This is a genomic window from Candidatus Tisiphia endosymbiont of Melanophora roralis (assembly GCF_964026575.1).
Taxonomy (GTDB): domain Bacteria; phylum Pseudomonadota; class Alphaproteobacteria; order Rickettsiales; family Rickettsiaceae; genus Tisiphia.
Map to the genome: position 1 here is coordinate 1,510,872 of NZ_OZ032161.1, position 20,606 is coordinate 1,531,477.

A 20,606-nucleotide genomic window follows, 5' to 3' on the forward strand; every position below is an offset into this window, starting at 1 on the left:
ATTTAATTCCAACTAATGATAGACCTAATACTAAATTATACCATGATACCATGTTAATTCTATTTTGAAAGATAATCAGTATAACTATCTCAGAAGCCAATATCGTACCCCAATCTGTCAATTTTTGTCCGCGGCTCATCTTCGAGATAAATATGAGCAGAAATTATGCTATAGAACGTGAGTATTATGCGACGAGTGGAGTGTAGAATTAAATTCTCGTTACTGACTACATTTTTTCACCTGTGGAATTTTATAATAAAGAAATACTGATAAAAGTGTACTTTAATGACAAGAGTTTTTATTTGAAACAAAACAATGGTAATACACATAAGAAGCATTATGTTGACTAATTTTTAGTATGTCAAGTAGAAAAGTGATGTTTACATGACTACAAACTTCATACCAAAACCACTGCGAACCTGATTCTTTAGACGTTTCAAGCACTTTTTCGTCTCGAAGATGAGCCGCGGATTCAATTGATGAATATGTAATTAAAACTTTTTTTGAGGCACTCTCACCGATAGAATTAAATGCTTATGAAGCCTCTTTAAAGGATAAGGATATTGAGACCCAGTCGGTGCTTAAAGCTCAGCAACAAAAATTAGAACGTTTGAGTTATCAAGCTAAATTAGCTGAAGCACAATTTAATCTAGAGATATTGGCAAACAATTACCCACCATATGGAGTAAGCAAGAATTATCTCACAAACAACGTAAAGAATTTTTACGCTGCCTTATTGATAAAGTTGTTGTTCATCGTCAAAAACGTGATACTATATCTGTACGGATTGTATGGAAAGGTGGTGATACAACAACAACGTCAATTAATGTTCGTGTAGGTTCTTTTAAAGAATTATCATCGTCACAAGAAATAGAGAAAAAATAATCGCCCTAAGTCAGAAAGGTATAAATGATGAATCTATTGCTCAACAATTAACTGCTAAAGGTTATCGTTCACCTATGAAACCCTATGTAATACCCGGCACGGTACAAACTATTCGTCTCAAGCACCGGCTATTACAAAAAGAATCACAATCTCATCAATTACGCAAAGAAGGATTTTTATCTGTAACTCAAGTCACCCAAAAAATAGCTGTAGATAGACACTGGATTTATGATAGGATTCATAATGGTCGAATTAAAGTATCTAAAAATACTGAAACAAACGCTTACTTGTTCCCCGACCATTATGACACAATTAAATTATTTAATCAGTTAAAAAATGCTCACCTTTATGATGTGGATTTTAGAAAGGAGTATCAACATGCCTAATCAAAAGCTCCTTTAATGTCAGCATCTAAAATCCATGGTCTATTTGAACCACTTCTTGTAATACAAAAGATTTTCTGTATTGCGTCATGAGTTCCGCGACTAGGTCTGAAACCATAACTAGAGCCTTCAAATTTTACTTCCCAATAAGGTTCAAGTGCAGTCTTAACAATAGATTGTCTACAACGGTCAGCTATTGTAGGTAGTCCAAGAGGGCGTTCTTTGCCATTCTCTTTAGAAATATATACTCTCTTAACAGCTTGAGATTGCGGTTCTTTCTCTTGGGAAAGTTTATTATACAATAATTTCCTTTCCTTATTTGAAATTGCCACAAATCCATCTATACCGGGAGTATTTTTGCCGGAGTTTTGTAAGGTTACTTTCCTGATAGCTTGTAATTTATTAGAGTGTGATCGTAATATCAACTTTTGTAAATTACGCACTTTCTTTAAGTCTCCTTCTTCAGTAGCACGATATAAACGTTGTCTAAGATTGTTAACCATGTTATTGACTTCTTTCCATTTTATGGAATTCCATTCAAAATCTTGATTTTGTTGTGTTACATTTGCCTTCTTAAGCATCTAACTTTTCCATAACAATTAGCTCTCTTTAACAAAATTTTATCGTAGGATCACCTAGGTTCTTATATCTTTAAATTATGATATAAGTAATTGTAAGAGGGTGACTTGATAGGTTCTTGATTGAAATAATCGTGCACAGAATAAGTACCCTCTTACAAGGTTTGCTTTGAACAAATTGCAGAAGGTGCTGGAAGCAGCAGCCTTGCCCAATAAGATGAAGGAGATTATATCATGAGTAAAATAATAGGTCTAGATGTAAGTAAAAAATGGTTAGATATATGTTTATATGAGTCTAACAATAAACCGATATATAATCGTTTTTCCAATGATAAGTTAGGGCATGAAGAACTGATAAAATTAATAAAAGAGCAAGAAATTAAGATAATAGTATGTGAGCATACTGGAGGTTATGAAGCAGAGATTTGCCAAGAATTGTATAATAATAAGCAACAAATACATAAGGTCAATACCTATAGTTTTAATTCATTTAGTAAATCGGTGAATTTGTGTAAAACTGATAAGAAGGACGCATTTAAATTAGCATATTATGGCGACAAGATGCAACTTACAGCTAATTATTTATATCAAGTTGAATCAGAGACTTTGAAGAGATATCAGCAAAGGCGAGAAGATTTAGTATTAATGCTTAGCAATGAAAAGAAGAGGCTACATCATAGTATTGATGGCATTGATAAAGAGAGTATAGAAAAACTCATTAAATTTTTACAGAATGAAATAGCTGAGCTTGATAAGAAATTAAATGAGGTAATAGATGAATCAGAAGAGTTGAAAGAGAAGGTAAAAATATTAGAGAGTGTGCCTGGTATTGGTAAATGCGTAGGTAAAAAACTAATTAGTTTTTTACCTGAATTAGGAAAAAAAAATTATAGTAGTAACGAATTGTCAGCAATTGTGGGGATAGCTCCTTATGCTCGTGATAGTGGTAATAAGCAAGGACGAAGATTTATTAGAGGTGGCAGGAAAATACCACGAGATGCTTTATACATGGCGGTATTGGCGGGGAAAAATGGTGTCAAAAATAGTTTTCAATATTTAAAAGCTTTATATGATAGGCTTGTTAACAATTTTAAACCTAAAAAGGTTGCTATAGTTGCGTGCATGCGTAAACTACTTGAAGTGTGCCATAAACTTATTCAACAAAAACGTTGTTTTGTTATTTAGATAAATATTTTTTATTTTTTTGAAATTTTAGATAAAAGATAATTGCTGTTGACAAAAATTATAGTTAGGAAAGAGGAAAGAAAGTTGCCATAGTAAGAAGAAATGGTATACACAACAAGAATGAAGAAAAAATGAGACAGTTTATTGAAGCAATATGGTTTATTGTTAGAACAGGTTGTCAATGGTGTCTTCTACCTGACGATTATGGTTGTTGGTACAGTATTTATCGCAGATTTAAGAGATGGGTTGATAAAGGTATATGGGATGCTTTAATGGATTATGTTAAAGTAGATGCAGATATGGAATTGATTATGATTGATACAACTATTATAAGAGCACATGCTTGCTCATCTGGATATATCAAAGGTAATCAAGAAGAAGCAGCTTTAGGTAGAAGCAGAGGTGGTTTTAGTACTAAAATTCATGCCCTTGTTGATGCCCTTGGTAATCCATTAAAGTTTATACTAACTGCTGGGCAAAGAAATGATATAACTCAAGCGAGAAATCTTACTCAAGATGTTCAGAATACGACTGTGATAGCCGATAAAGGATACGATAGTAGTGCATTTGTAGAAAGTTTAGAAAATAAGGGGTGTGAGATTATTATACCACCAAAATCTAACCGTAAAGTACAACGTGAATATGATAAACATACTTATAAGGAACGACATTTAATTGAGTGCTTATTTGGTAAAATCAAACATTTTAGGCATATATTTTCTAGATTTGATAAAGCTCCAGCCACTTTTTTAGCTTTTCTAAATTTCGTTGGAACTTTAATATGGTTACGTTAAAATTTTTGTCAACAGCAATTATCTTTTATCTAAAATTTCAAAAAAATAAAAAATATTTATCTAAATAACAAAACAACGTTTTTGTTGAATAAGTTTATGGCACACTTCAAGTAGTTTACGCATGCACGCAACTATAGCAACCTTTTTAGGTTTAAAATTGTTAACAAGCCTATCATATAAAGCTTTTAAATATTGAAAACTATTTTTGACACCATTTTTCCCCGCCAATACCGCCATGTATAAAGCATCTCGTGGTATTTTCCTGCCACCTCTAATAAATCTTCGTCCTTGCTTATTACCACTATCACGAGCATAAGGAGCTATCCCCACAATTGCTGACAATTCGTTACTACTATAATTTTTTTTTCCTAATTCAGGTAAAAAACTAATTAGTTTTTTACCTACGCATTTACCAATACCAGGCACACTCTCTAATATTTTTACCTTCTCTTTCAACTCTTCTGATTCATCTATTACCTCATTTAATTTCTTATCAAGCTCAGCTATTTCATTCTGTAAAAATTTAATGAGTTTTTCTATACTCTCTTTATCAATGCCATCAATACTATGATGTAGCCTCTTCTTTTCATTGCTAAGCATTAATACTAAATCTTCTCGCCTTTGCTGATATCTCTTCAAAGTCTCTGATTCAACTTGATATAAATAATTAGCTGTAAGTTGCATCTTGTCGCCATAATATGCTAATTTAAATGCGTCCTTCTTATCAGTTTTACACAAATTCACCGATTTACTAAATGAATTAAAACTATAGGTATTGACCTTATGTATTTGTTGCTTATTATTATACAATTCTTGGCAAATCTCTGCTTCATAACCTCCAGTATGCTCACATACTATTATCTTAATTTCTTGCTCTTTTATTAATTTTATCAGTTCTTCATGCCCTAACTTATCATTGGAAAAACGATTATATATCGGTTTATTGTTAGACTCATATAAACATATATCTAACCATTTTTTACTTACATCTAGACCTATTATTTTACTCATGATATAATCTCCTTCATCTTATTGGGCAAGGCTGCTGCTTCCAGCACCTTCTGCAATTTGTTCAAAGCAAACCTTGTAAGAGGGTACTTATTCTGTGCACGATTATTTCAATCAAGAACCTATCAAGTCACCCTCTTACAATTACTTATATCATAATTTAAAGATATAAGAACCTAGTTTAAGTCAGCACCCTTTCGAATTAGCTTACATTAAGCATATCCACCCAGTTATTTATTCCTGTTACCTTTCAGTTGGTGACATTCGCTTTTTAAACCATCTTTTGCCCACTAAATATATATTCTCAATACATTATTAGGTTTACCATGTTCCACACAAAAGAAATACATCGAGTAGGTTGCCTTCTCTATACCGGGGGAATGGCATCTTCCTGAAAAGAGAACATTATCTTTTCAGCATTTATTATCTAAAATTACCCCATTAATATGTAACAGTTGGTTTTATACTTCACTCGCTACGGTATTTTAAATCAAAGATTCACTTGCGTTCAACCTATTTTGATTTTGTCTTGCCTCCATTTTTTTTCCAACTAAATACTTTGGTTCGGCTTTCGCCCTTGCTTAGCACAAATTAGTTACCCGATTTGCACCAAAGGCGTGACAATAGGATTTCGATGCTGTCCTAATGCATATTTATGCATATTCTTTTGTGCAACTTCATGTCGCACATGTTCTATCAATGTGAAAATATAACATCCTGATCATTAAATTTAGCCGAAAATAATACATCCGAGCTACTACGAGTAAGCCTTGGTTCAATAAAGCTTGCGTTTTCTATTTTTAACGTAGACGTATCAATTATAGCCAGCACATCCTTAGGCAAATGAGTTTTAAGAAAATCATAAGCTACCATAGGATTTTCCATTGCTACTTTAACAATTTCATCATACTTCGGCTTCTTTGACTTTTTGGACTTCTTTGTGGTCTTTGTGATCAATAATAAAGAAGCCTAGCTAAAGAGCAAAAAGAATAGGCAGGGTTACTCTCAATAGGTATAATTGCCTATTACTTATTCAATAAATGATTTGCTATTAATTGACAAGCTTATTTTTCTATCATAATATTATTTCAAAAACAAATTTACTACAACTTCAAATATGCAATTTCAAGATACTAACGATTTACGTAAAATAGCCGATATTATCAAGAATTGCGTTGTCATTATCCAAGATTCTAGCGGTGCTAACGTACTAAATGTACGCTCCACTCCTCGACTTGGTAATTCCTGCTACTATTATGATTTTGATTCTATCGCCTATCAACTCTTCATTTACGAGCAGTATAAATAGAAATACCCCCTCTTTAAATTATTCGAGTATACTGCAAAAACTTGAAGAGTTGGTAAACCAATTTTCAAGTTTTTGGGTAAAAAATAACCTAAATTTCTCTAGCACTAACCCATTGATAGAAGCTGCGATCACTAAATACTTGTCGTAAGAATTGGTTATTAAGAGCATGACTAGTTTTATAACCCGTGATGTCAGCTATTAGATGACCTCCTGTAGTATATAAATCTCCAAACAGGTCGAGAAGTTTGTGACGCACGAATTCATCAGTATATCTTAGTCCATCGTGGTTCATTATAATATCTTGATCTATACCTATAGCGTTATCGAGAGATGCACCACGTGCTAAGCCCTTACTTTTTAAATATTCAAGTTCATGGATAAATCCAAAAGTTCTAGCATCAGCAATGTTATTTTTGAAAGACTCATTCTCCGAGAAGACTAAATTTTGCTTGCCAATAGCCTTACTAGCAAAATCTATTGTTATATCAACCGTCATGCTATGAGCAGGGCTAGCTACTAACTCGCAATCTTTGTGAATTGCCCTAATTTCTTTTAAGATTTTTAGGTATTTCTTTGGAGTATTTTGTAATTGTCTACCAGCACATTCTATCATAAAGACGAATGGTTTACTGCTACCATCCATTATCGGGACTTCAGGACCATCGATTTCAATTATTAAATTATCGATTCCACATCCCCAAAGAGCTGCCATTAAATGTTCTATAGTTGAAACATAAATATGATGTTCATTTTTTATGGTAGTAGATAAAGAAGTTTCTGAAACATTTAAACAACTAGCTTGAATAAAATTTATCTCTTGCCTTACATCAGTTCTGACAAAAACAATACCGGTATTTTCTACAGCTGGTCTTAAAGTCATCTGAGTAATGTTACCGGAATGAACGCCCACACCATAACAACTTACTGGGTTTAGTATTGATACTTGCATTGGTTAATTTTACTAACATTTTAGAAATTCAACTTATTTTAATGCCTTAAACAACTACATGCAAGTTACATTATGTTACGAAATATTTCATCAATCTATATATACTCGATAATCAAGTTTTTTTCTGAGTCATTCACCTTACGTATAGCATTTAAAAATTGCCGAAAAGTACAAAACGTCATTGCGAGGAGACCGTAGGTCCACAACTGTCGAAAGTTAAAAACTATAATTTATTGCAACCAAAAATTATACATAAATAATAATCTAACATTTATAATTTTAAATCTACAAGATTAGGCTCTCCGCTGCAAAATAACACTATATCTTTGATAATTTCTGTCTCAAGCAATGACCTATCTATTTTGTATAATTTATTTACTTCATTTAGTTTATCTTCACCTATTAAATTTATAATATTTGTATATTATTCAACTTTTTGTATTTATATGAACTTAATTTATACACAATCTTTAGTTATATTTTAATACCTTTTTTAACTTTCGACAGTTATGACCGTAGGTCGACGAAGCAATCTATATAACAAGCTTCATGGATTGCCACGTCGCCGCTTGCAGCGGCGTCTCGCAATGACGGTTTAAGCCTTACAACAGCACTTCGCTAATAGATGATTTTTTAACTTTCAACAGTTGTGTCCTGAAGACGACAACGCAATTCTCGATTTTCATCGAATATACCTTACTCTGTTGAATCTGGAAGTCTGTTCTTCAATATAAAAGGTAGTTGTAGTAAAAAGAAAATGATCGTTACAGGTATTGCTCCAAATATTTTAAATATAACCCATGTAGATTCTGCAAAATTACGCCATATTATTTCATTTAACACTGCCATGAACAGTAAAAAAACAGCAGATCTATAGCTTAAAATATTCCAGTTCTTATCTTCAAGTTGGACAAAATGATTAAACATATATTTCAAAAAGGCCTTATTTCTTATGGCACTGATAAAAAATATACTAGCAAAAATTACATATAGAATAGTTGGTTTGATTTTGATATACATAGAGTTACCACTAATCAAAACTATACTAGCTGAAACTAATAACACTCCAGAAGATATTAAGGAGGATTTGGAAACTTTTCCTTCTATAAGATAACACAAACTAACACAAATAATTGAAGTAATAAGTATATATAACGTCGCACTTTGTATACTACCACCATAAAAATAGCCAATAAAAAAAGCTATAAGCGGAGCAACTTCTGATAAAAAATTAATCATAAATAGTTTTATTTCTCTGTTACTGCTTTTGTGTGTCTGATTTTTATTTGTATTAAGATATTAATTAAACCTAGAGTACAAACATAAAAAACAACTTGTAATCCGTTAGGTCTAGCAATATATCCAGTAATCATTTTTAGGAATTTACCATAGATACTTCTGTCAGAAATGAGCCAAGAGCTATCCCAAAGCTGGTCGGATAAAATAGTAATAATCCCTGAAGAACTCAATATACCAGCAGCTTCTGCTGCAAAGCCACTAGCAACAAGCATTAATAAAATGGAAGATATACGAAATATATATTGTTGGTTTACTATTTTTATTAAACCTAAATAGATAATGACACCCAAAGTTAGACCACTGACTATACCAATAATTAATCCTAATAGATAGCTATTACTGTCAATAATTTCGACTGAAGAAATACTATAAACTAATATAATAATTTCCATTCCTTCTCGAAGAATAGTTGCCGCAACAATCAGTACTAGCATTATATAACTACTATCACCGCTACTAATTTTTACAGACAAATCATTAAGATTTTGTTTTATCTTAATACCATAACCTTGCATCCATACTATAGTCCAACCAATTAATGCAACTGTTAATAAAATAATTCCAGAGTTAAATATCTCATCACCTAGACCACTAAATGCTACGGTTATACTACGAGTAAAGAAAGCAAATAACGCAGCAGAAACTGTACCAAGCATGACTCCAGCAATTATATAAATTCTAGATTTTTCTAATTGTTTTGTCACAGCAAGCATTACACCAAGCAACAAAGCTATTTCTAGGCATTCCCTGAATACCACTAATGCTATTTTAAACATCTAAACCTAAATAAATTTAATTAACAATGAGAGACCCTTGTGCTGTCTCTTGATGAAAGTCTCCAAAAAAATCATATTTACCCGGGACTAAAGGGGCAAGGATGATATTTATAGAGTCATTTGGCATAATAATCTTTTCGCGGTGTAGATCATGACTCTCAAACTCTTCTACTGTACTATCTTGGTTGTGGATAGTAAAACGAATCTTCTTACCACTTTCTACTCTAATAATATTTGGCTCAAATCTATGATTCTTTATAACCGTTACAATTTCTACTATATTAATATCTACATCATTCTTAGATGTGCTTCGATGACTAATTGCAAAAATTATTACACCTATCAATAGAATAATACCTCCAAAAAATTGAAGGATAGTTTTTTTTTCCATAGTTTTAACTTGAAAGCTTTATTAAAGTTACAAAATACACCAATACAATCATAGCTACAAGCACATATAACAGAGTGTAGTTTTTTTGTTTTTTATGGTTCTTTATTTTTTTGGATAAATTCATAAGCACCCTCCCTATATTATACAATATATTAGATTTCCACTAAGTCATCAAGGATCAAATATTTTTTATAACAATATGTTGTTTTTCCTCTAGCCAACTCTGATAGTTTGTACAGTAAGTAATTAGGTAATTATAAATGATCACCTATAAAAAGACAATTATAATCACTGGAGCTTTTAGCTGGGTAATTAGCTATTGACAAAATGATAAAATCTTGTATATAGATACTCTGTATAATGGGTGAAGTTTAATTGGCGACCAGGTAAATAGTGTCTATAAGTTCAAATCTTCTACAATTTTTTATGCTAGACAATGTTGCTAAGATTTTTTTAAGTTTTAGTCATGATATAGTCATTATCCCACTACTGATACTAGGCTATATTTGGTTAGAGCAAAAAGTGTTTTTTAATGCAATATGTTTAATATTAGTAAGTATGTTATTTAATTTTGCTCTAAAAATTACATTTCAAGTACCACTATCCGCTCATATTGGTAAACAAGGTTTTGCTTTTCCAAGTGGTCATATGCAGTCTTCAGTTGTTTTATATGGTTGGCTGATGACAAAAACACAAAGCCGTATATGTAAAATTCTGATAACTGGTTTGCTATTTGGAATAGGAATGAGTTTAGTCTATTGTGACTATCATAATTATTTTGATATTCTAGGAGCCATATTCTTTGGATCTTTATTAATAGCCTTTTATACATTTCTTGCAAGCACAAAAAAGCAAATATTGCCACCAGTTTTATTGACTTTTACTACATTTTTGATGTTGTACATTGCATCTATACATAAGGTAGAAGAACATCTATATATGGCATATTACGCTCTTATTGGAGTAATATTTTCTGAAAACATTTTTACAAAAAAAATAACAATTATAAATTTACGAAGCAAAATATACTCAAATGATTTGAAGAATTGGAACGTAAAACAAGGGGTGAGCGAACGGAGCGTAGATGAGCTACGTGAGTACGCGAATACCCCGCAGTTTTGCGAAACCAATTCTTCAAAGCAGAAGAGTATATCAGCAACAATACTGTGTTTTTTCATGCTCTTTATAGTCAAAATGCTTTTTACAGTTGGTTATATCTCCTCTTTACCATTAGCTATCAGGCAAATGCAATGGGCTATAATCGGATTTTGTATCCCAGCATCAGTTTTTATTGCAAACTATATCAATCATTATAAGCATTCTTTTCATGATAGATACTAGTTGGATTGTAGAAATAAGAACAGATTTTCTAACAACCATATTTAAGTTATTTCCATTTTTTGCTAGTGATTACTTTTACATTACCATTACTGCTTTAGGATATTGGTTAAATCCATCGGCATTATTATTTAGATCATTAGGATTTTTAATACCTTTTTGTACTTTACTTAATTGCTTGTTAAAGAATTTATTTAAAATATCGCGTCCTGACATATCTTTACATTTAATATCTGTGTATGATCCTTTTGGCTTTCCTAGTGGTGATGTTCAAGTGGCAACCACTTTTTGGCTAGCAATCTTTTTAAGTCTTAAAAATAGTCCTTTTAAGTATTTATGCTTACTGCCAATAATTGGTATTGGTCTTTCAAGAGTATATCTTGGTGTTCATAGTATATATGATGTAATTGGTGGTTTGATATTTGGGTTTTGTGTTTTCCATATATGGAAAACATATTTAGAAAGAGCATTACTTGTAGAAGTATTTCAACATAGTTGCAAAAAATTTTGGTTTTTACTTGCTATAATAATCTCACTATACACCATAGTGTCTCAATCTTTACCATGGCCACCTATGATACCGATGGCAATAGGAGCTCTCATTGGCTTTGGGTTATCCTTACGATGGATAGAAAATCAGGCAGTTGGTCTACAGCACAAAATTAGTATTCCAACCGCTCTAATATCCCTAGCCATTTTAATTGGCATAGCAAAATTCATACCTACTCTAAAAATAAACATTTTCATTTTCTATTGTAGTATTATATTAAAATATAGTGTTCTTGTTTTTGGAATTTTTGTATTAATTCCTAGTACTATCTCTAAGATTACCCGATCTAATAAAATTGATATATTATAAAATGCAATAAATTATCCGTTATTTAGATACTAAGGCAGCATATGGCAAGACCCGATTTCACCAATTCAGATAATATCATAAAAGAAATTATTAGAGTAAATCATGCTGGAGAATATGGAGCTAAACGAATTTATCAAGGGCAATTAAATTATTGCAAAAACCACGAAGCTTCCTCTACAATAAAACATATGATGCAGCAAGAAGAAGTACATTTGAGCTACTTTACTAATTTGTTATTACAACGTAATGTTAGACCAACTATTTTTATACCATTTTGGCATATTATTGGCTATATACTTGGTAGTGGATCGATATTGATAGGAACAAAAACTGCCATGCTACTAACGCAAAGTGTAGAAGAAGTGATTGAACAACATTATCAGAAACAAATAGATTATCTCGAATTGTATAATTTAGAGAAAGAATTGGTAGATAGCATAAAACAATTTCAGGCTGAGGAAATTGAACATAAAGATATAGCCCTAGTACAAGGTAGCAGTAATATAGTATTTGCTTCCTTAATCAATAAAGTTATTAAATTAATGTGTAATATGGCTATTAATGTGAGTAAAAAAGCATAGTATCCTACATTTTCCTATAATCGTCATAGCAAGGCTCTTTAGATGCCGTAGCGATCTAGGTAAACAGCGAAGCTGTAGTACGCTTCGCGTATCCTAGATTGCCACGTCGCCGCTTTTTCGCGACTCCTCGCTAATAGACGTTTTATAAACGTATATATTCTAGCCAGTTTTGGATTGAAATTTTTAATTTTAATCCAAAACTGAGGTAAATAGGAATTAAATGAATGAATTACAACAACAAGCATCTGACCCCAAATATTCTGTTTGGGTTTCTGCATCAGCTGGTACAGGCAAAACCAAAATTTTAACAGATAGGGTGCTGCGGTTACTAATTAAGGGAGTCCCCTTTGAAAAAATCCTATGCTTAACTTTTACTAATGCAGCCGCCCTTGAAATGCAGAGTAGGATTAAAAATAAGCTTGCTAAATTTGCTGCAAACGAAACCGCTAAATTAACTGAAGAGTTAGGTTTATTACTTACTAGAGAGCCTTTAGAAAGTGAGGTAAAATATACCAAAACTTTATATCACAAACTACTAAATTCTGAAGATGGTATTCATATTTATACTATCCATGCTTTCTGTCAGAAAATACTTAAATTATTTCCTTTTGAAGTTGGTATTAATCCAAAATTTCAGATTCTTGACGAGATTACAGCACAAGGGATTCTTAGCAAAATAAGAAACCAAATCTATTTAGATCCGACTTATAATGAGCTGATTAGTTTTTTTCTGACAAATTTCCATGAAACAACTATCAATGATATTTTCTCTGAAATAATCCAGCAAAAAATTAAGTTTAAAAAATTATTTGCCAAACAAATGGATTCTGTAGAGTACGATACTCAAACTATTTCTGCACAATTACTAAATATTTATGATCAAGCTAAGCAATTATTGGCAAAATACTCAATAGCTATTGACCTAGATCAAGAAATTCAACAATTTTTTCTTACTAAAGAAAACCTTAAGCGTAAGAACATATTGCCTAAATCTATGGCAATGAAGTACCCAAAGTTATTGAATGAACTTGAATATATTCAAGAGAAAATTTTTCAGCTAGATCAACAAGCTAAAATGCAAGATATGGAGAATTACTCAAATTCATTACGTAACTTGGCAAAGATTTTTCTTGATAAATATGATTCCTACAAAACCCAGCATAGTTTACTTGATTATGATGATTTAATTTATCTTACGCAGTTATTATTAACGGATAATGCTGCAAAAAATTGGATAGCTTATAAACTTAATGGCGGGATTGACCACTTGCTTGTTGATGAAGCACAAGATACTAGCCCAGAACAATGGGACATTATCACTGCAATTATAGCAGACTTTACTTCTAGCACTAAGCAAAAAAGTACTATTTTTGTTGTAGGCGATGAGAAACAGTCGATTTTTAGCTTCCAAGGAGCAAATCTTAGCTCTTTTAGTTATGTTAATGAAAATTTGTATAAAAACCTATCTGATGCAAATAAGAATTTCAGAAATATTACCCTCCAGTGGTCTTATAGATCTACTAAAGAAATTATTGATATTGTCTATCTAATTTTTCAACAAATTAAACATACTACCCCTCAATTATTTACATCTGATAATCCTAAAATTTTGCCATTTCGTCAAACTCATAAAGGTAGAGTTGAACTTTGGCCATTAGTTAAGGATGAAAAAGAGAGTAAGTTGTTTTGGCCTTTACTGGAAGAGCATAATAAATCCAAATCTGCTCAGCAATTACTTGCACAACAAATTGCTAGTTTTATAAAAAGCCAAATAGCAAGTCGAAGAATCCTGCCTGCTACTAATTCCGAAGTCAAAGAATCAGATTTTATGATTTTGGTACGCAAGAGAGATGAGTTGATTTTTGAGATTATTAATTGTCTTAAGCAACATGGTTTACCAGTAGAAGATGTTGATCGGATTACTTTAAATAAAAGTTTGTCAGTATTAGACCTAATGAGCATAGCGAAATTTGTACTACTACCTCAAGATGATTTGAATTTGGCTAGTCTGTTAAAATCACCAATAATCGGCATGAGTGAACAGGCACTACAAACTATTGCAATTTCTCGAGGCAAAAATTCTCTTTGGGGTTACCTACAAACTGTCCAAGACTATGCAATTATATATAAGAAACTGTGCCATTTCTTGCAGCTATATAAGGTTGCCAATTGTGAGAATTTTTTTCCACTTATTGTCGATTGTTTGGATGTTAGAAAAGTTTTAGTTGAGGCTAATGGCTTTGATAGTAATGACGTAATAAATGAATTGATATATTTGAGTAGCAATTATGCTAATAATATAGATAACTCTTTGCAAAGCTTTGTTTATTGGTTTGAAAATAACAAAATTGAGATTAAAAGAAACTTAGAATCGTCAAGTAAGATAAAAATTATGACCGTGCATGCTTCTAAAGGTCTACAAGCACCTATTGTTATTCTGTGCGATACTAGTTCAGTACCAACTAATAGTAATAAATTCATTTGGGACGAAAATCAAGTGTTCTCTACCACTCAATCAGCCAATAGCCCAGAATTCTTTAAAATTCTCAAAGGAAAGGAGCAACAAAAAGACTTACAAGAATATATTAGACTACTTTATGTTGCAATGACTAGAGCCGAAGACCATTTAGTGATATGTGGTTATCAGTCAAGTAGTAAGCTACCACAAAATTGTTGGTATGAGTTGGTTGCTAGAACAATGAATATGCACGGGAAGGTACAGGAAAATGGTATCATAGTTTATGAATCAGTTATTAGACCTCTTTCGAAACTCGCTTATGCTGAGGGATTTGAAGGAGACGCGGAACCTCAACCCGCAGCGTACTCAGATGTACGTGAGGATTCGAGTACCGCATCGACGTACAAATCACCAGCAGAAGTAGAGTTTCAAAAGAGGTCTATAGAAGAAAGTGAAAATGGGCAGAAATCTAAAGAAATAGACCAAAAAGGTGCTTTAGATATTCTATATCCTGCACCGAAGCAGGATGACATCAAGGGAAGCAGGAATGACATTGAAGGTAGTGGGAATGATATTGAAGATTGGGTACCAAATCTTTTTTTAATTAATAAAATCACCAAAAATACAAAGCAAAATTATTTAGTCAATTTTCCTCTTATAGTTAATGATCATTTGGAATATGGTAAGATATTTCATAAAATTCTAGAAGATGCCACAAAGATCAATGATTTTTCTAGTATGAATAAACATCTGTTTATTCACAAGTTACCAACAACTTTGCAAGAAAAGATTCATAGTAATATTGATAAATTACTGAATAATATAGAATTTATGGCACTTATTTCCCAAGAGCTAAAAACTGAAGTAACGATAGGAACAACTATAAATGATGAGGTTAAGATAGGACGAATTGATTTACTTGCTATTGATACGGGAAAAATAACCATTATTGATTATAAATCCGATGCTAGTCCACCTAAAACCTGTCAATTAGTTAAGGAATCTTATATTGATCAGTTGAATTTTTACCGACATATAATAGCAAAACTATATCCTAACAATGAAATTATTTGCAAAATTTTATGGCTAGAAAATGCCAATTTTATGACAATTGGTTAACCTTTAACCAATAATACACAGGCAATATGACAAAATTAGTGAGAGATTCAGTTCCGCAAATTATCTTAAAATCTGGTCGAATACCAGTCTTTCGTATTGCAGAATTGGCTGAGTATAAACAATTATTAAGACAGAAACTTTCTGAAGAGGTAGAAGAATTTTTAGAAAGTGAATCTATCGAAGAAATTGCTGATATCATAGAAGTACTTGAGGCAATATGTAATAGCAACTCTTATAAATTAAAGGATATACTAAACATTAAAAAGCACAAAAAAGATACCAATGGTGCTTTTGACAATAAAATAGTTTTAGAAAAAATAACCATAAAAACCTAAGCTACTCAATAACAATCAAGTGAGTCAATTATTAAAGGGCTGGTGACTAATTTCAAAGATTGTAGTGATAAGCTAAAAGAACCCTGATCTCTCATCAATTTTTTCTTTAATACCGTCTGGCTTTGTTGCATAAATAGAGAATAGAGTATAAAAGTATAAATAATCTGATAGAAAGGAGAGAAATTAAAAAGAAATCAGAATTGACAAGAGAGAAGAAAAAAGAACCATATATTGTTGTAAATGATAAGGGAATAATCCTAGCTGATAGCACTACAGAACATAACACAGGTGACATATCTCAGATTGAGCCATTGCTGATTGGTATCAGGGCTAAAGATTTCCTTGGGGATTCAGGGTATGACGGTGAAGCTGTATATCAATTGTTGAGAAAGAAAGGAATGAAGCCAGTTATCAGACCTCCCAACCATTCATTATCAGTTAAATTACACAAGCCTAAAACAGAGAGAGATAAAGCTGTAAAATATCAACGAAAGAGGGGATATCAACATGGAGAGTAAAGAATAGTTATGACCGAAGGGAGAGCGTAGAAAATACGCTTTTTCGTTTTAAAACTTCTTTTGGTAGCAAGTTTTTATCAAGATATCAACGATTTGAGTAGTATTTATGATATAATGACTAATTTAATTAACTAGTCTATTAGTTTAATTATTAATGTTAAGTTTTAAGCAAAAACAATTGAAAAAGATTAATTTATTTAATTAACTTATTTTAGTTTAATATTAAAATAATAATTCAACTAATAATGTGACTAGAAACTATTATTTTTCATGTAGGTTTTATTTTGGTTTTTTTAAGAAATCGCCCTAGTTTTTATGATAAATTGACAAATATATCAAGTTTAGATAGTCTTTAAATATTAATACAAATTATAGGAAGAAAGCTTATGAGTACTAGGACTTTAAGGATTACAACTAATAAAAAATTGGTGCCGCTAGTAGGAATTGAACCTACGACCTCATCATTACCAATGATGTGCTCTACCTCTGAGCTATAGCGGCCTAGTTTTAAGAGAAGTCTCAGACTATATGAGTATGATCTTTTTGACATATATTGCTTTATTGGTCAAGCAATAATTTTAAAATAATTACTTAGTCAGTTAGCATTTGAGTGTATAGTGTATAATTAGATTCTTTTTCGTCTAGTAGAAAGAACTCTATTACCATGCGTTTTCAATAATAATTGGTATACTGTAAGGTTTAATAATTATTAGGTCAAATCTAACTTGATAATTTTGGTATTTTGGGTTAGAGCTTAAAAATACACTAGCAGATCTTTTTATTCTTGCTTGTTGATGAGTTGACAATATCCGATCATCAACGTCAGAACGCCTTGCTTTTACTTCTATAAAAACAAGTTGTTTTCCACGTAGGGCGATAATATCAATCTCACCAACATAATATCTTTTACGATGGTGAAGAATTTGATAAAATTTAATTTTATAAATAATAATAGCTACATACTCAGCTATTAAACCGAATGTAATCCTTTTCATAATAATGTTTGCAAGAACTTGAAGAATTTCGAGTACATTCACCGCATAATAGCATAGACATCAAGTAGCACTAATAACTTTCATATATAAAATATAAAAAAAATCGCAGTATACTTAATGCTTTAAAGAATTAGTTGTTGATTCTTATTATGAAAACCCCCATTACACAAAGTCGATAATAAACTACCACATGAATTAGCATTTTGTGGTAGCGAGGGAGGGATTTGAACCCCCGACACGCGGATTATGATTCCGCTGCTCTAACCAACTGAGCTACCCCGCCATGATGGAAAGAGCTTCAGAAAATCACATGCTAGACAACTCCAAACAGACTCTGTAAAATTTTAACGTTTAGAGAATTGAGTACTTTTTCTAGCTTTATGCTTACCATATTTTTTTCGTTCTACAACCCTTGAGTCTCTTGTTAAGAAACCGGATTTGCGTAAAATACTATGAAATTCTGGTGCAATTTTGTCAAGAGCCCTAGAAACACCGTGTAGTACAGCACCCAGTTGTCCTGATATTCCACCGCCTCTGACAGTACATATTATATCATATTGTCCAGCAGTATTGGTTACAACAAATGGTCGCAAAAGAGATTTGGTATGAGCTTCACGAGTGAAATATTGCTCCATATTTTTTTTGTTGACAATTACCTTACCACTACCACTTTTTAACCAAACTCTAGCAATTGCACTTTTTCTTCTACCTGTACCATAGACTTTATTATCACTACTTCCTACAGGCGTTTTAGGCTTAACTAACTTACTCTGAACTGTATCGCTTTTGGTTTTCTCACTTTGAACCTTTAATATTGTCATAATTCACTATTTTTTATTCTTTGTATTTTTGCTTGCAAAATCATAAAACTCAGGTTGCTGAGCTTTATGTGGGTGTTCATTCTCTGCATAGACATATAGATTACCCATCTGCTTTGATCCCAAAACACTTCGCTTAATCATTCTTTTTACAGCAAGCTTAACGACACGTTCAGGATATTTACCAGACAGAATTTTTCCAGCTGTTGTATCCTTTATTCCACCTGGAAAACCAGTATGGCGATAATAAAACTTACCATCTTTAAGGTCTGATTTTTTACCTGTCAAGCAAATATGCTTGGAATTAATTATTATTACATAATCTCCACAATCTAAATGAGGAGTGAAGGAAGGCTTATGTTTGCCACGTAAGATTTTAGATACTTCACTAGCAAGTCTACCTAATACAAGGTCTTTAGCATCTATGACCCACCACTTTTTCTGAATTTGTGATGGTTTTGCAGAATAAGTTTTCACGTTATATATCTTTATTAATTAGAATTAATGTTATCATTGTCCTCGCCTAAGCTATACTAAATAGCATTATAACCACTATTTTGTCAAGATAAATGTACATATATATTTAACATAGTTCTTGACTAATCGACAAACATAATTTTTTTATCAGTAGCAAAATACACACTACCACAGCAGGTTTTTCCATAATATTCAATATTTTTAGTAATTTTAGTAATCTGTGGAGTGGTGCTTAAATTACCATTAACATCTGATTGGAAACTATATAATTCACCTTTAGTGGAAATAATATTTAAATTCCACTCTTCTGCCTCAGCTACCTTACTAATTATAGGGGTTAGGAATGATGAGGCTTTAACTTTTTTAATATCTTTCCCATCATTTAAATCTGCTACAAACTTGACTTTACCAAAATCAGTACTTATAGCAGCTATTTGTCCAGCATTATTTGTTATAAATAAACTATTACCCACTAACAACATAGATTGCACATCATAAGCTTTGGTTTGCCAAAGAATATTACCCGTCATAATATCTAGCTTGACTATCTTACCAGCACTATTAGCTATATATATGTGAGAGTTATTGACAATAGGTTTGCATAATATAGATGCTGCCTCAAAATTTGGCAAGCCTATTTCTTGATGACTAGACAAATCGTTAGTCCATAGAACTCGACCGCTACCTGCTTCTAGAGCAAGAATTTGCCCTGAATTATAATTTACTATTACATGATTATTTTGTACTATTGGGCTAACATGGTAACTTGATGACAAAGTTTCTATTACACCTTCATGTTGCCAAACAAAATTTAAATTATCAATATTAATCGCTAATATTTGATTAGTTACTGTTTGAACTACAATAGTATGATTATTAATTAATACCGGTTTTACTCTAGTAATATCAGGCAACTCTTTTCTGATTATTTCATGACCTGACCTACTATCTAATACGACCAAGAATCTTGAACCATAGGTAACATATAGTTTATCATTGTGGCATAATATCCCTCCACCAACATAATAATCACTCTTGTTAGTGCTGATATTATATGACCACATAATAGATTTATCTTTCATAGAAAAAGCAGAAATATTACCTTTAGTATCAATGGTATAGGCAACAGCTTTATTAAAAACTGGCTCTGATATTATTTTATATTTTGCAACAGTATATTCCTTATTTTGAAGCTGTTCAGGGCTAAATATATTTGTTCTTACAGTAGAATCTATTTGAATTGTTTCATTACTTTCTACAGATAATCTAGGAGTTAATTCTACAATATTTTTAATCTTTTTAGCTCCAAGACCGCAAGAAGTTAGAACAAAAGGTAGTAAGAAAATAATTAATCGTTGTTTTATCATAATTTAAGCCTTTGTTGTTACGCGAATTAGGGATAAGAATTTGTCAATTCTTATCCCTAATTCGGTGAAATTATAGAAACAATCAGATTTGAGACGGCTCTGCATCTGATTGTTAAATTAATATTTTGCTAGAAACATGATTTTAATCTTTTAAAATCATGTTTCTAGCTTTAGAAAGGTTTAA

At 31.8% G+C, this 20,606-nt stretch carries 21 protein-coding genes, 2 tRNA genes and 1 pseudogene; 11 read left to right on the forward strand and 13 right to left on the reverse strand.

The window, feature by feature from the left end; genetic code table 11:
• Positions 1 to 959: 959 nt before the first annotated feature.
• Entirely contained in the window at positions 960 to 1,271 is a 312-nt protein-coding gene (locus AAGD53_RS07270) for a hypothetical protein (RefSeq protein ID WP_341762738.1), read from the forward strand.
• Here the strand turns inward: AAGD53_RS07270 and AAGD53_RS07275 are convergent.
• Positions 1,268 to 1,849 (reverse strand): reverse transcriptase N-terminal domain-containing protein, encoded by a 582-nt coding sequence (locus AAGD53_RS07275; RefSeq protein ID WP_341762739.1) that lies wholly within the window; start codon positions 1,847 to 1,849, stop codon positions 1,268 to 1,270. The two genes, AAGD53_RS07270 and AAGD53_RS07275, sit on opposite strands and share 4 nt — an antisense overlap.
• Before the next feature lie 231 nt (positions 1,850 to 2,080).
• Here AAGD53_RS07275 and AAGD53_RS07280 point away from each other — a divergent pair, with 231 nt between their 5' ends.
• Together AAGD53_RS07280 and AAGD53_RS07285 are read left to right on the forward strand one after the other, a co-directional pair.
• Positions 2,081 to 3,031, forward strand: a complete 951-nt coding sequence (locus AAGD53_RS07280; protein ID WP_341762740.1) for an IS110 family transposase — start codon at positions 2,081 to 2,083, stop codon at positions 3,029 to 3,031.
• 131 nt (positions 3,032 to 3,162) lie between these two features.
• The gene (locus tag AAGD53_RS07285) at positions 3,163 to 3,825 is read left to right on the forward strand and encodes an IS5 family transposase (protein WP_341762741.1); all 663 of its coding nucleotides are present in this window, start codon (positions 3,163 to 3,165) and stop codon (positions 3,823 to 3,825) included.
• 60 nt (positions 3,826 to 3,885) lie between these two features.
• Here the strand turns inward: AAGD53_RS07285 and AAGD53_RS07290 are convergent, their stop codons facing one another.
• Both AAGD53_RS07290 and AAGD53_RS07295 read right to left on the reverse strand, forming a co-directional pair.
• Positions 3,886 to 4,836 carry an IS110 family transposase gene (locus AAGD53_RS07290; RefSeq protein ID WP_341762740.1) on the reverse strand — a complete coding sequence of 317 codons (951 nt, stop codon included), beginning with the start codon at positions 4,834 to 4,836 and terminating at the stop codon, positions 3,886 to 3,888.
• Between the two features lie 693 nt (positions 4,837 to 5,529).
• Positions 5,530 to 5,790 (reverse strand): Rpn family recombination-promoting nuclease/putative transposase, encoded by a 261-nt coding sequence (locus AAGD53_RS07295; RefSeq protein ID WP_341762742.1) that lies wholly within the window; start codon positions 5,788 to 5,790, stop codon positions 5,530 to 5,532.
• Between the two features lie 160 nt (positions 5,791 to 5,950).
• Between AAGD53_RS07295 and AAGD53_RS07300 the strand changes: the two genes are divergently transcribed.
• Complete coding sequence (locus AAGD53_RS07300; RefSeq protein ID WP_341762743.1) at positions 5,951 to 6,142, forward strand: hypothetical protein; 192 nt, start codon at positions 5,951 to 5,953, stop codon at positions 6,140 to 6,142.
• 88 nt (positions 6,143 to 6,230) lie between these two features.
• Here AAGD53_RS07300 and lpxC read toward each other — a convergent pair whose 3' ends face one another.
• The 4 genes from lpxC to AAGD53_RS07320 all read right to left on the reverse strand — a co-directional run bounded on the left by lpxC (position 6,231) and on the right by AAGD53_RS07320 (position 9,557).
• Entirely contained in the window at positions 6,231 to 7,091 is an 861-nt protein-coding gene (lpxC, locus tag AAGD53_RS07305) for a UDP-3-O-acyl-N-acetylglucosamine deacetylase (RefSeq protein WP_341761145.1), read from the reverse strand.
• Between the two features lie 696 nt (positions 7,092 to 7,787).
• A complete protein-coding gene (locus AAGD53_RS07310) occupies positions 7,788 to 8,330 on the reverse strand; it encodes a septation protein A (RefSeq protein ID WP_341762744.1) in 543 nt (180 codons plus the stop codon).
• A gap of 8 nt (positions 8,331 to 8,338) precedes the next feature.
• Positions 8,339 to 9,166 (reverse strand): FTR1 family protein, encoded by an 828-nt coding sequence (locus tag AAGD53_RS07315; protein WP_341762745.1) that lies wholly within the window; start codon positions 9,164 to 9,166, stop codon positions 8,339 to 8,341.
• Positions 9,167 to 9,182: 16 nt separating this feature from the next.
• On the reverse strand, positions 9,183 to 9,557 hold the full coding sequence (locus AAGD53_RS07320; RefSeq protein WP_341762746.1) for a cupredoxin domain-containing protein: 375 nt from the start codon (positions 9,555 to 9,557) through the stop codon (positions 9,183 to 9,185).
• 426 nt (positions 9,558 to 9,983) lie between these two features.
• Here AAGD53_RS07320 and AAGD53_RS07325 point away from each other — a divergent pair, with 426 nt between their 5' ends.
• The 7 genes and pseudogenes from AAGD53_RS07325 to AAGD53_RS07355 all read left to right on the forward strand — a co-directional run bounded on the left by AAGD53_RS07325 (position 9,984) and on the right by AAGD53_RS07355 (position 16,765).
• Positions 9,984 to 10,898, forward strand: a complete 915-nt coding sequence (locus tag AAGD53_RS07325; protein WP_341762747.1) for a phosphatase PAP2 family protein — start codon at positions 9,984 to 9,986, stop codon at positions 10,896 to 10,898.
• On the forward strand, positions 10,885 to 11,754 hold the full coding sequence (locus tag AAGD53_RS07330) for a phosphatase PAP2 family protein (protein ID WP_341761140.1): 870 nt from the start codon (positions 10,885 to 10,887) through the stop codon (positions 11,752 to 11,754). The genes AAGD53_RS07325 and AAGD53_RS07330 overlap by 14 nt, the downstream gene beginning before the upstream one ends.
• Before the next feature lie 41 nt (positions 11,755 to 11,795).
• Positions 11,796 to 12,335, forward strand: a complete 540-nt coding sequence (locus AAGD53_RS07335) for a demethoxyubiquinone hydroxylase family protein (RefSeq protein WP_341762748.1) — start codon at positions 11,796 to 11,798, stop codon at positions 12,333 to 12,335.
• A gap of 220 nt (positions 12,336 to 12,555) precedes the next feature.
• Positions 12,556 to 15,033, forward strand: a pseudogene (locus AAGD53_RS07340) (UvrD-helicase domain-containing protein); the annotation flags it as partial.
• 6 nt (positions 15,034 to 15,039) lie between these two features.
• Positions 15,040 to 15,912 (forward strand): palindromic element RPE1 domain-containing protein, encoded by an 873-nt coding sequence (locus tag AAGD53_RS07345; RefSeq protein WP_341763448.1) that lies wholly within the window; start codon positions 15,040 to 15,042, stop codon positions 15,910 to 15,912.
• Positions 15,913 to 15,938: 26 nt separating this feature from the next.
• Positions 15,939 to 16,247 (forward strand): nucleoside triphosphate pyrophosphohydrolase, encoded by a 309-nt coding sequence (locus AAGD53_RS07350; RefSeq protein WP_341761783.1) that lies wholly within the window; start codon positions 15,939 to 15,941, stop codon positions 16,245 to 16,247.
• 200 nt (positions 16,248 to 16,447) lie between these two features.
• Entirely contained in the window at positions 16,448 to 16,765 is a 318-nt protein-coding gene (locus AAGD53_RS07355) for a transposase (protein WP_341762749.1), read from the forward strand.
• Between the two features lie 426 nt (positions 16,766 to 17,191).
• On the opposite strand, the gene AAGD53_RS07360 is transcribed toward AAGD53_RS07355, so the two are convergent.
• From AAGD53_RS07360 to AAGD53_RS07385, 6 genes are all read right to left on the reverse strand, one after another.
• Positions 17,192 to 17,266: transfer RNA gene (locus AAGD53_RS07360), tRNA-Thr, on the reverse strand.
• 158 nt (positions 17,267 to 17,424) lie between these two features.
• Positions 17,425 to 17,760 (reverse strand): YraN family protein, encoded by a 336-nt coding sequence (locus tag AAGD53_RS07365; RefSeq protein WP_341762750.1) that lies wholly within the window; start codon positions 17,758 to 17,760, stop codon positions 17,425 to 17,427.
• A gap of 206 nt (positions 17,761 to 17,966) precedes the next feature.
• Positions 17,967 to 18,043, reverse strand: a tRNA-Met gene (locus tag AAGD53_RS07370).
• Between the two features lie 61 nt (positions 18,044 to 18,104).
• Positions 18,105 to 18,581, reverse strand: a complete 477-nt coding sequence (gene rpsI / locus AAGD53_RS07375; RefSeq protein WP_341748113.1) for a 30S ribosomal protein S9 — start codon at positions 18,579 to 18,581, stop codon at positions 18,105 to 18,107.
• A gap of 6 nt (positions 18,582 to 18,587) precedes the next feature.
• A complete protein-coding gene (gene rplM, locus AAGD53_RS07380) occupies positions 18,588 to 19,055 on the reverse strand; it encodes a 50S ribosomal protein L13 (protein WP_341762751.1) in 468 nt (155 codons plus the stop codon).
• Positions 19,056 to 19,177: 122 nt separating this feature from the next.
• Positions 19,178 to 20,419, reverse strand: a complete 1,242-nt coding sequence (locus tag AAGD53_RS07385; RefSeq protein ID WP_341763449.1) for a PQQ-binding-like beta-propeller repeat protein — start codon at positions 20,417 to 20,419, stop codon at positions 19,178 to 19,180.
• Positions 20,420 to 20,606 lie beyond the last annotated feature (187 nt).

Coding starts and splice junctions, on each gene's coding strand:
- AAGD53_RS07275 (WP_341762739.1), bottom strand. CDS start 1,849: ATGCTTAAGAAGGCAAATGTAACACAACAAAATCAAGATTTTGAATGG.
- AAGD53_RS07345 (WP_341763448.1), top strand. CDS start 15,040: ATGCACGGGAAGGTACAGGAAAATGGTATCATAGTTTATGAATCAGTT.
- AAGD53_RS07330 (WP_341761140.1), top strand. CDS start 10,885: ATGATAGATACTAGTTGGATTGTAGAAATAAGAACAGATTTTCTAACA.
- AAGD53_RS07325 (WP_341762747.1), top strand. CDS start 9,984: ATGCTAGACAATGTTGCTAAGATTTTTTTAAGTTTTAGTCATGATATA.
- AAGD53_RS07310 (WP_341762744.1), bottom strand. CDS start 8,330: ATGATTAATTTTTTATCAGAAGTTGCTCCGCTTATAGCTTTTTTTATT.
- AAGD53_RS07350 (WP_341761783.1), top strand. CDS start 15,939: ATGACAAAATTAGTGAGAGATTCAGTTCCGCAAATTATCTTAAAATCT.
- AAGD53_RS07285 (WP_341762741.1), top strand. CDS start 3,163: ATGAGACAGTTTATTGAAGCAATATGGTTTATTGTTAGAACAGGTTGT.
- AAGD53_RS07300 (WP_341762743.1), top strand. CDS start 5,951: ATGCAATTTCAAGATACTAACGATTTACGTAAAATAGCCGATATTATC.
- AAGD53_RS07270 (WP_341762738.1), top strand. CDS start 960: ATGAAACCCTATGTAATACCCGGCACGGTACAAACTATTCGTCTCAAG.
- AAGD53_RS07280 (WP_341762740.1), top strand. CDS start 2,081: ATGAGTAAAATAATAGGTCTAGATGTAAGTAAAAAATGGTTAGATATA.
- AAGD53_RS07320 (WP_341762746.1), bottom strand. CDS start 9,557: ATGGAAAAAAAAACTATCCTTCAATTTTTTGGAGGTATTATTCTATTG.
- AAGD53_RS07335 (WP_341762748.1), top strand. CDS start 11,796: ATGGCAAGACCCGATTTCACCAATTCAGATAATATCATAAAAGAAATT.
- AAGD53_RS07365 (WP_341762750.1), bottom strand. CDS start 17,760: ATGAAAAGGATTACATTCGGTTTAATAGCTGAGTATGTAGCTATTATT.
- lpxC (WP_341761145.1), bottom strand. CDS start 7,091: ATGCAAGTATCAATACTAAACCCAGTAAGTTGTTATGGTGTGGGCGTT.
- AAGD53_RS07315 (WP_341762745.1), bottom strand. CDS start 9,166: ATGTTTAAAATAGCATTAGTGGTATTCAGGGAATGCCTAGAAATAGCT.
- AAGD53_RS07290 (WP_341762740.1), bottom strand. CDS start 4,836: ATGAGTAAAATAATAGGTCTAGATGTAAGTAAAAAATGGTTAGATATA.
- rpsI (WP_341748113.1), bottom strand. CDS start 18,581: ATGACAATATTAAAGGTTCAAAGTGAGAAAACCAAAAGCGATACAGTT.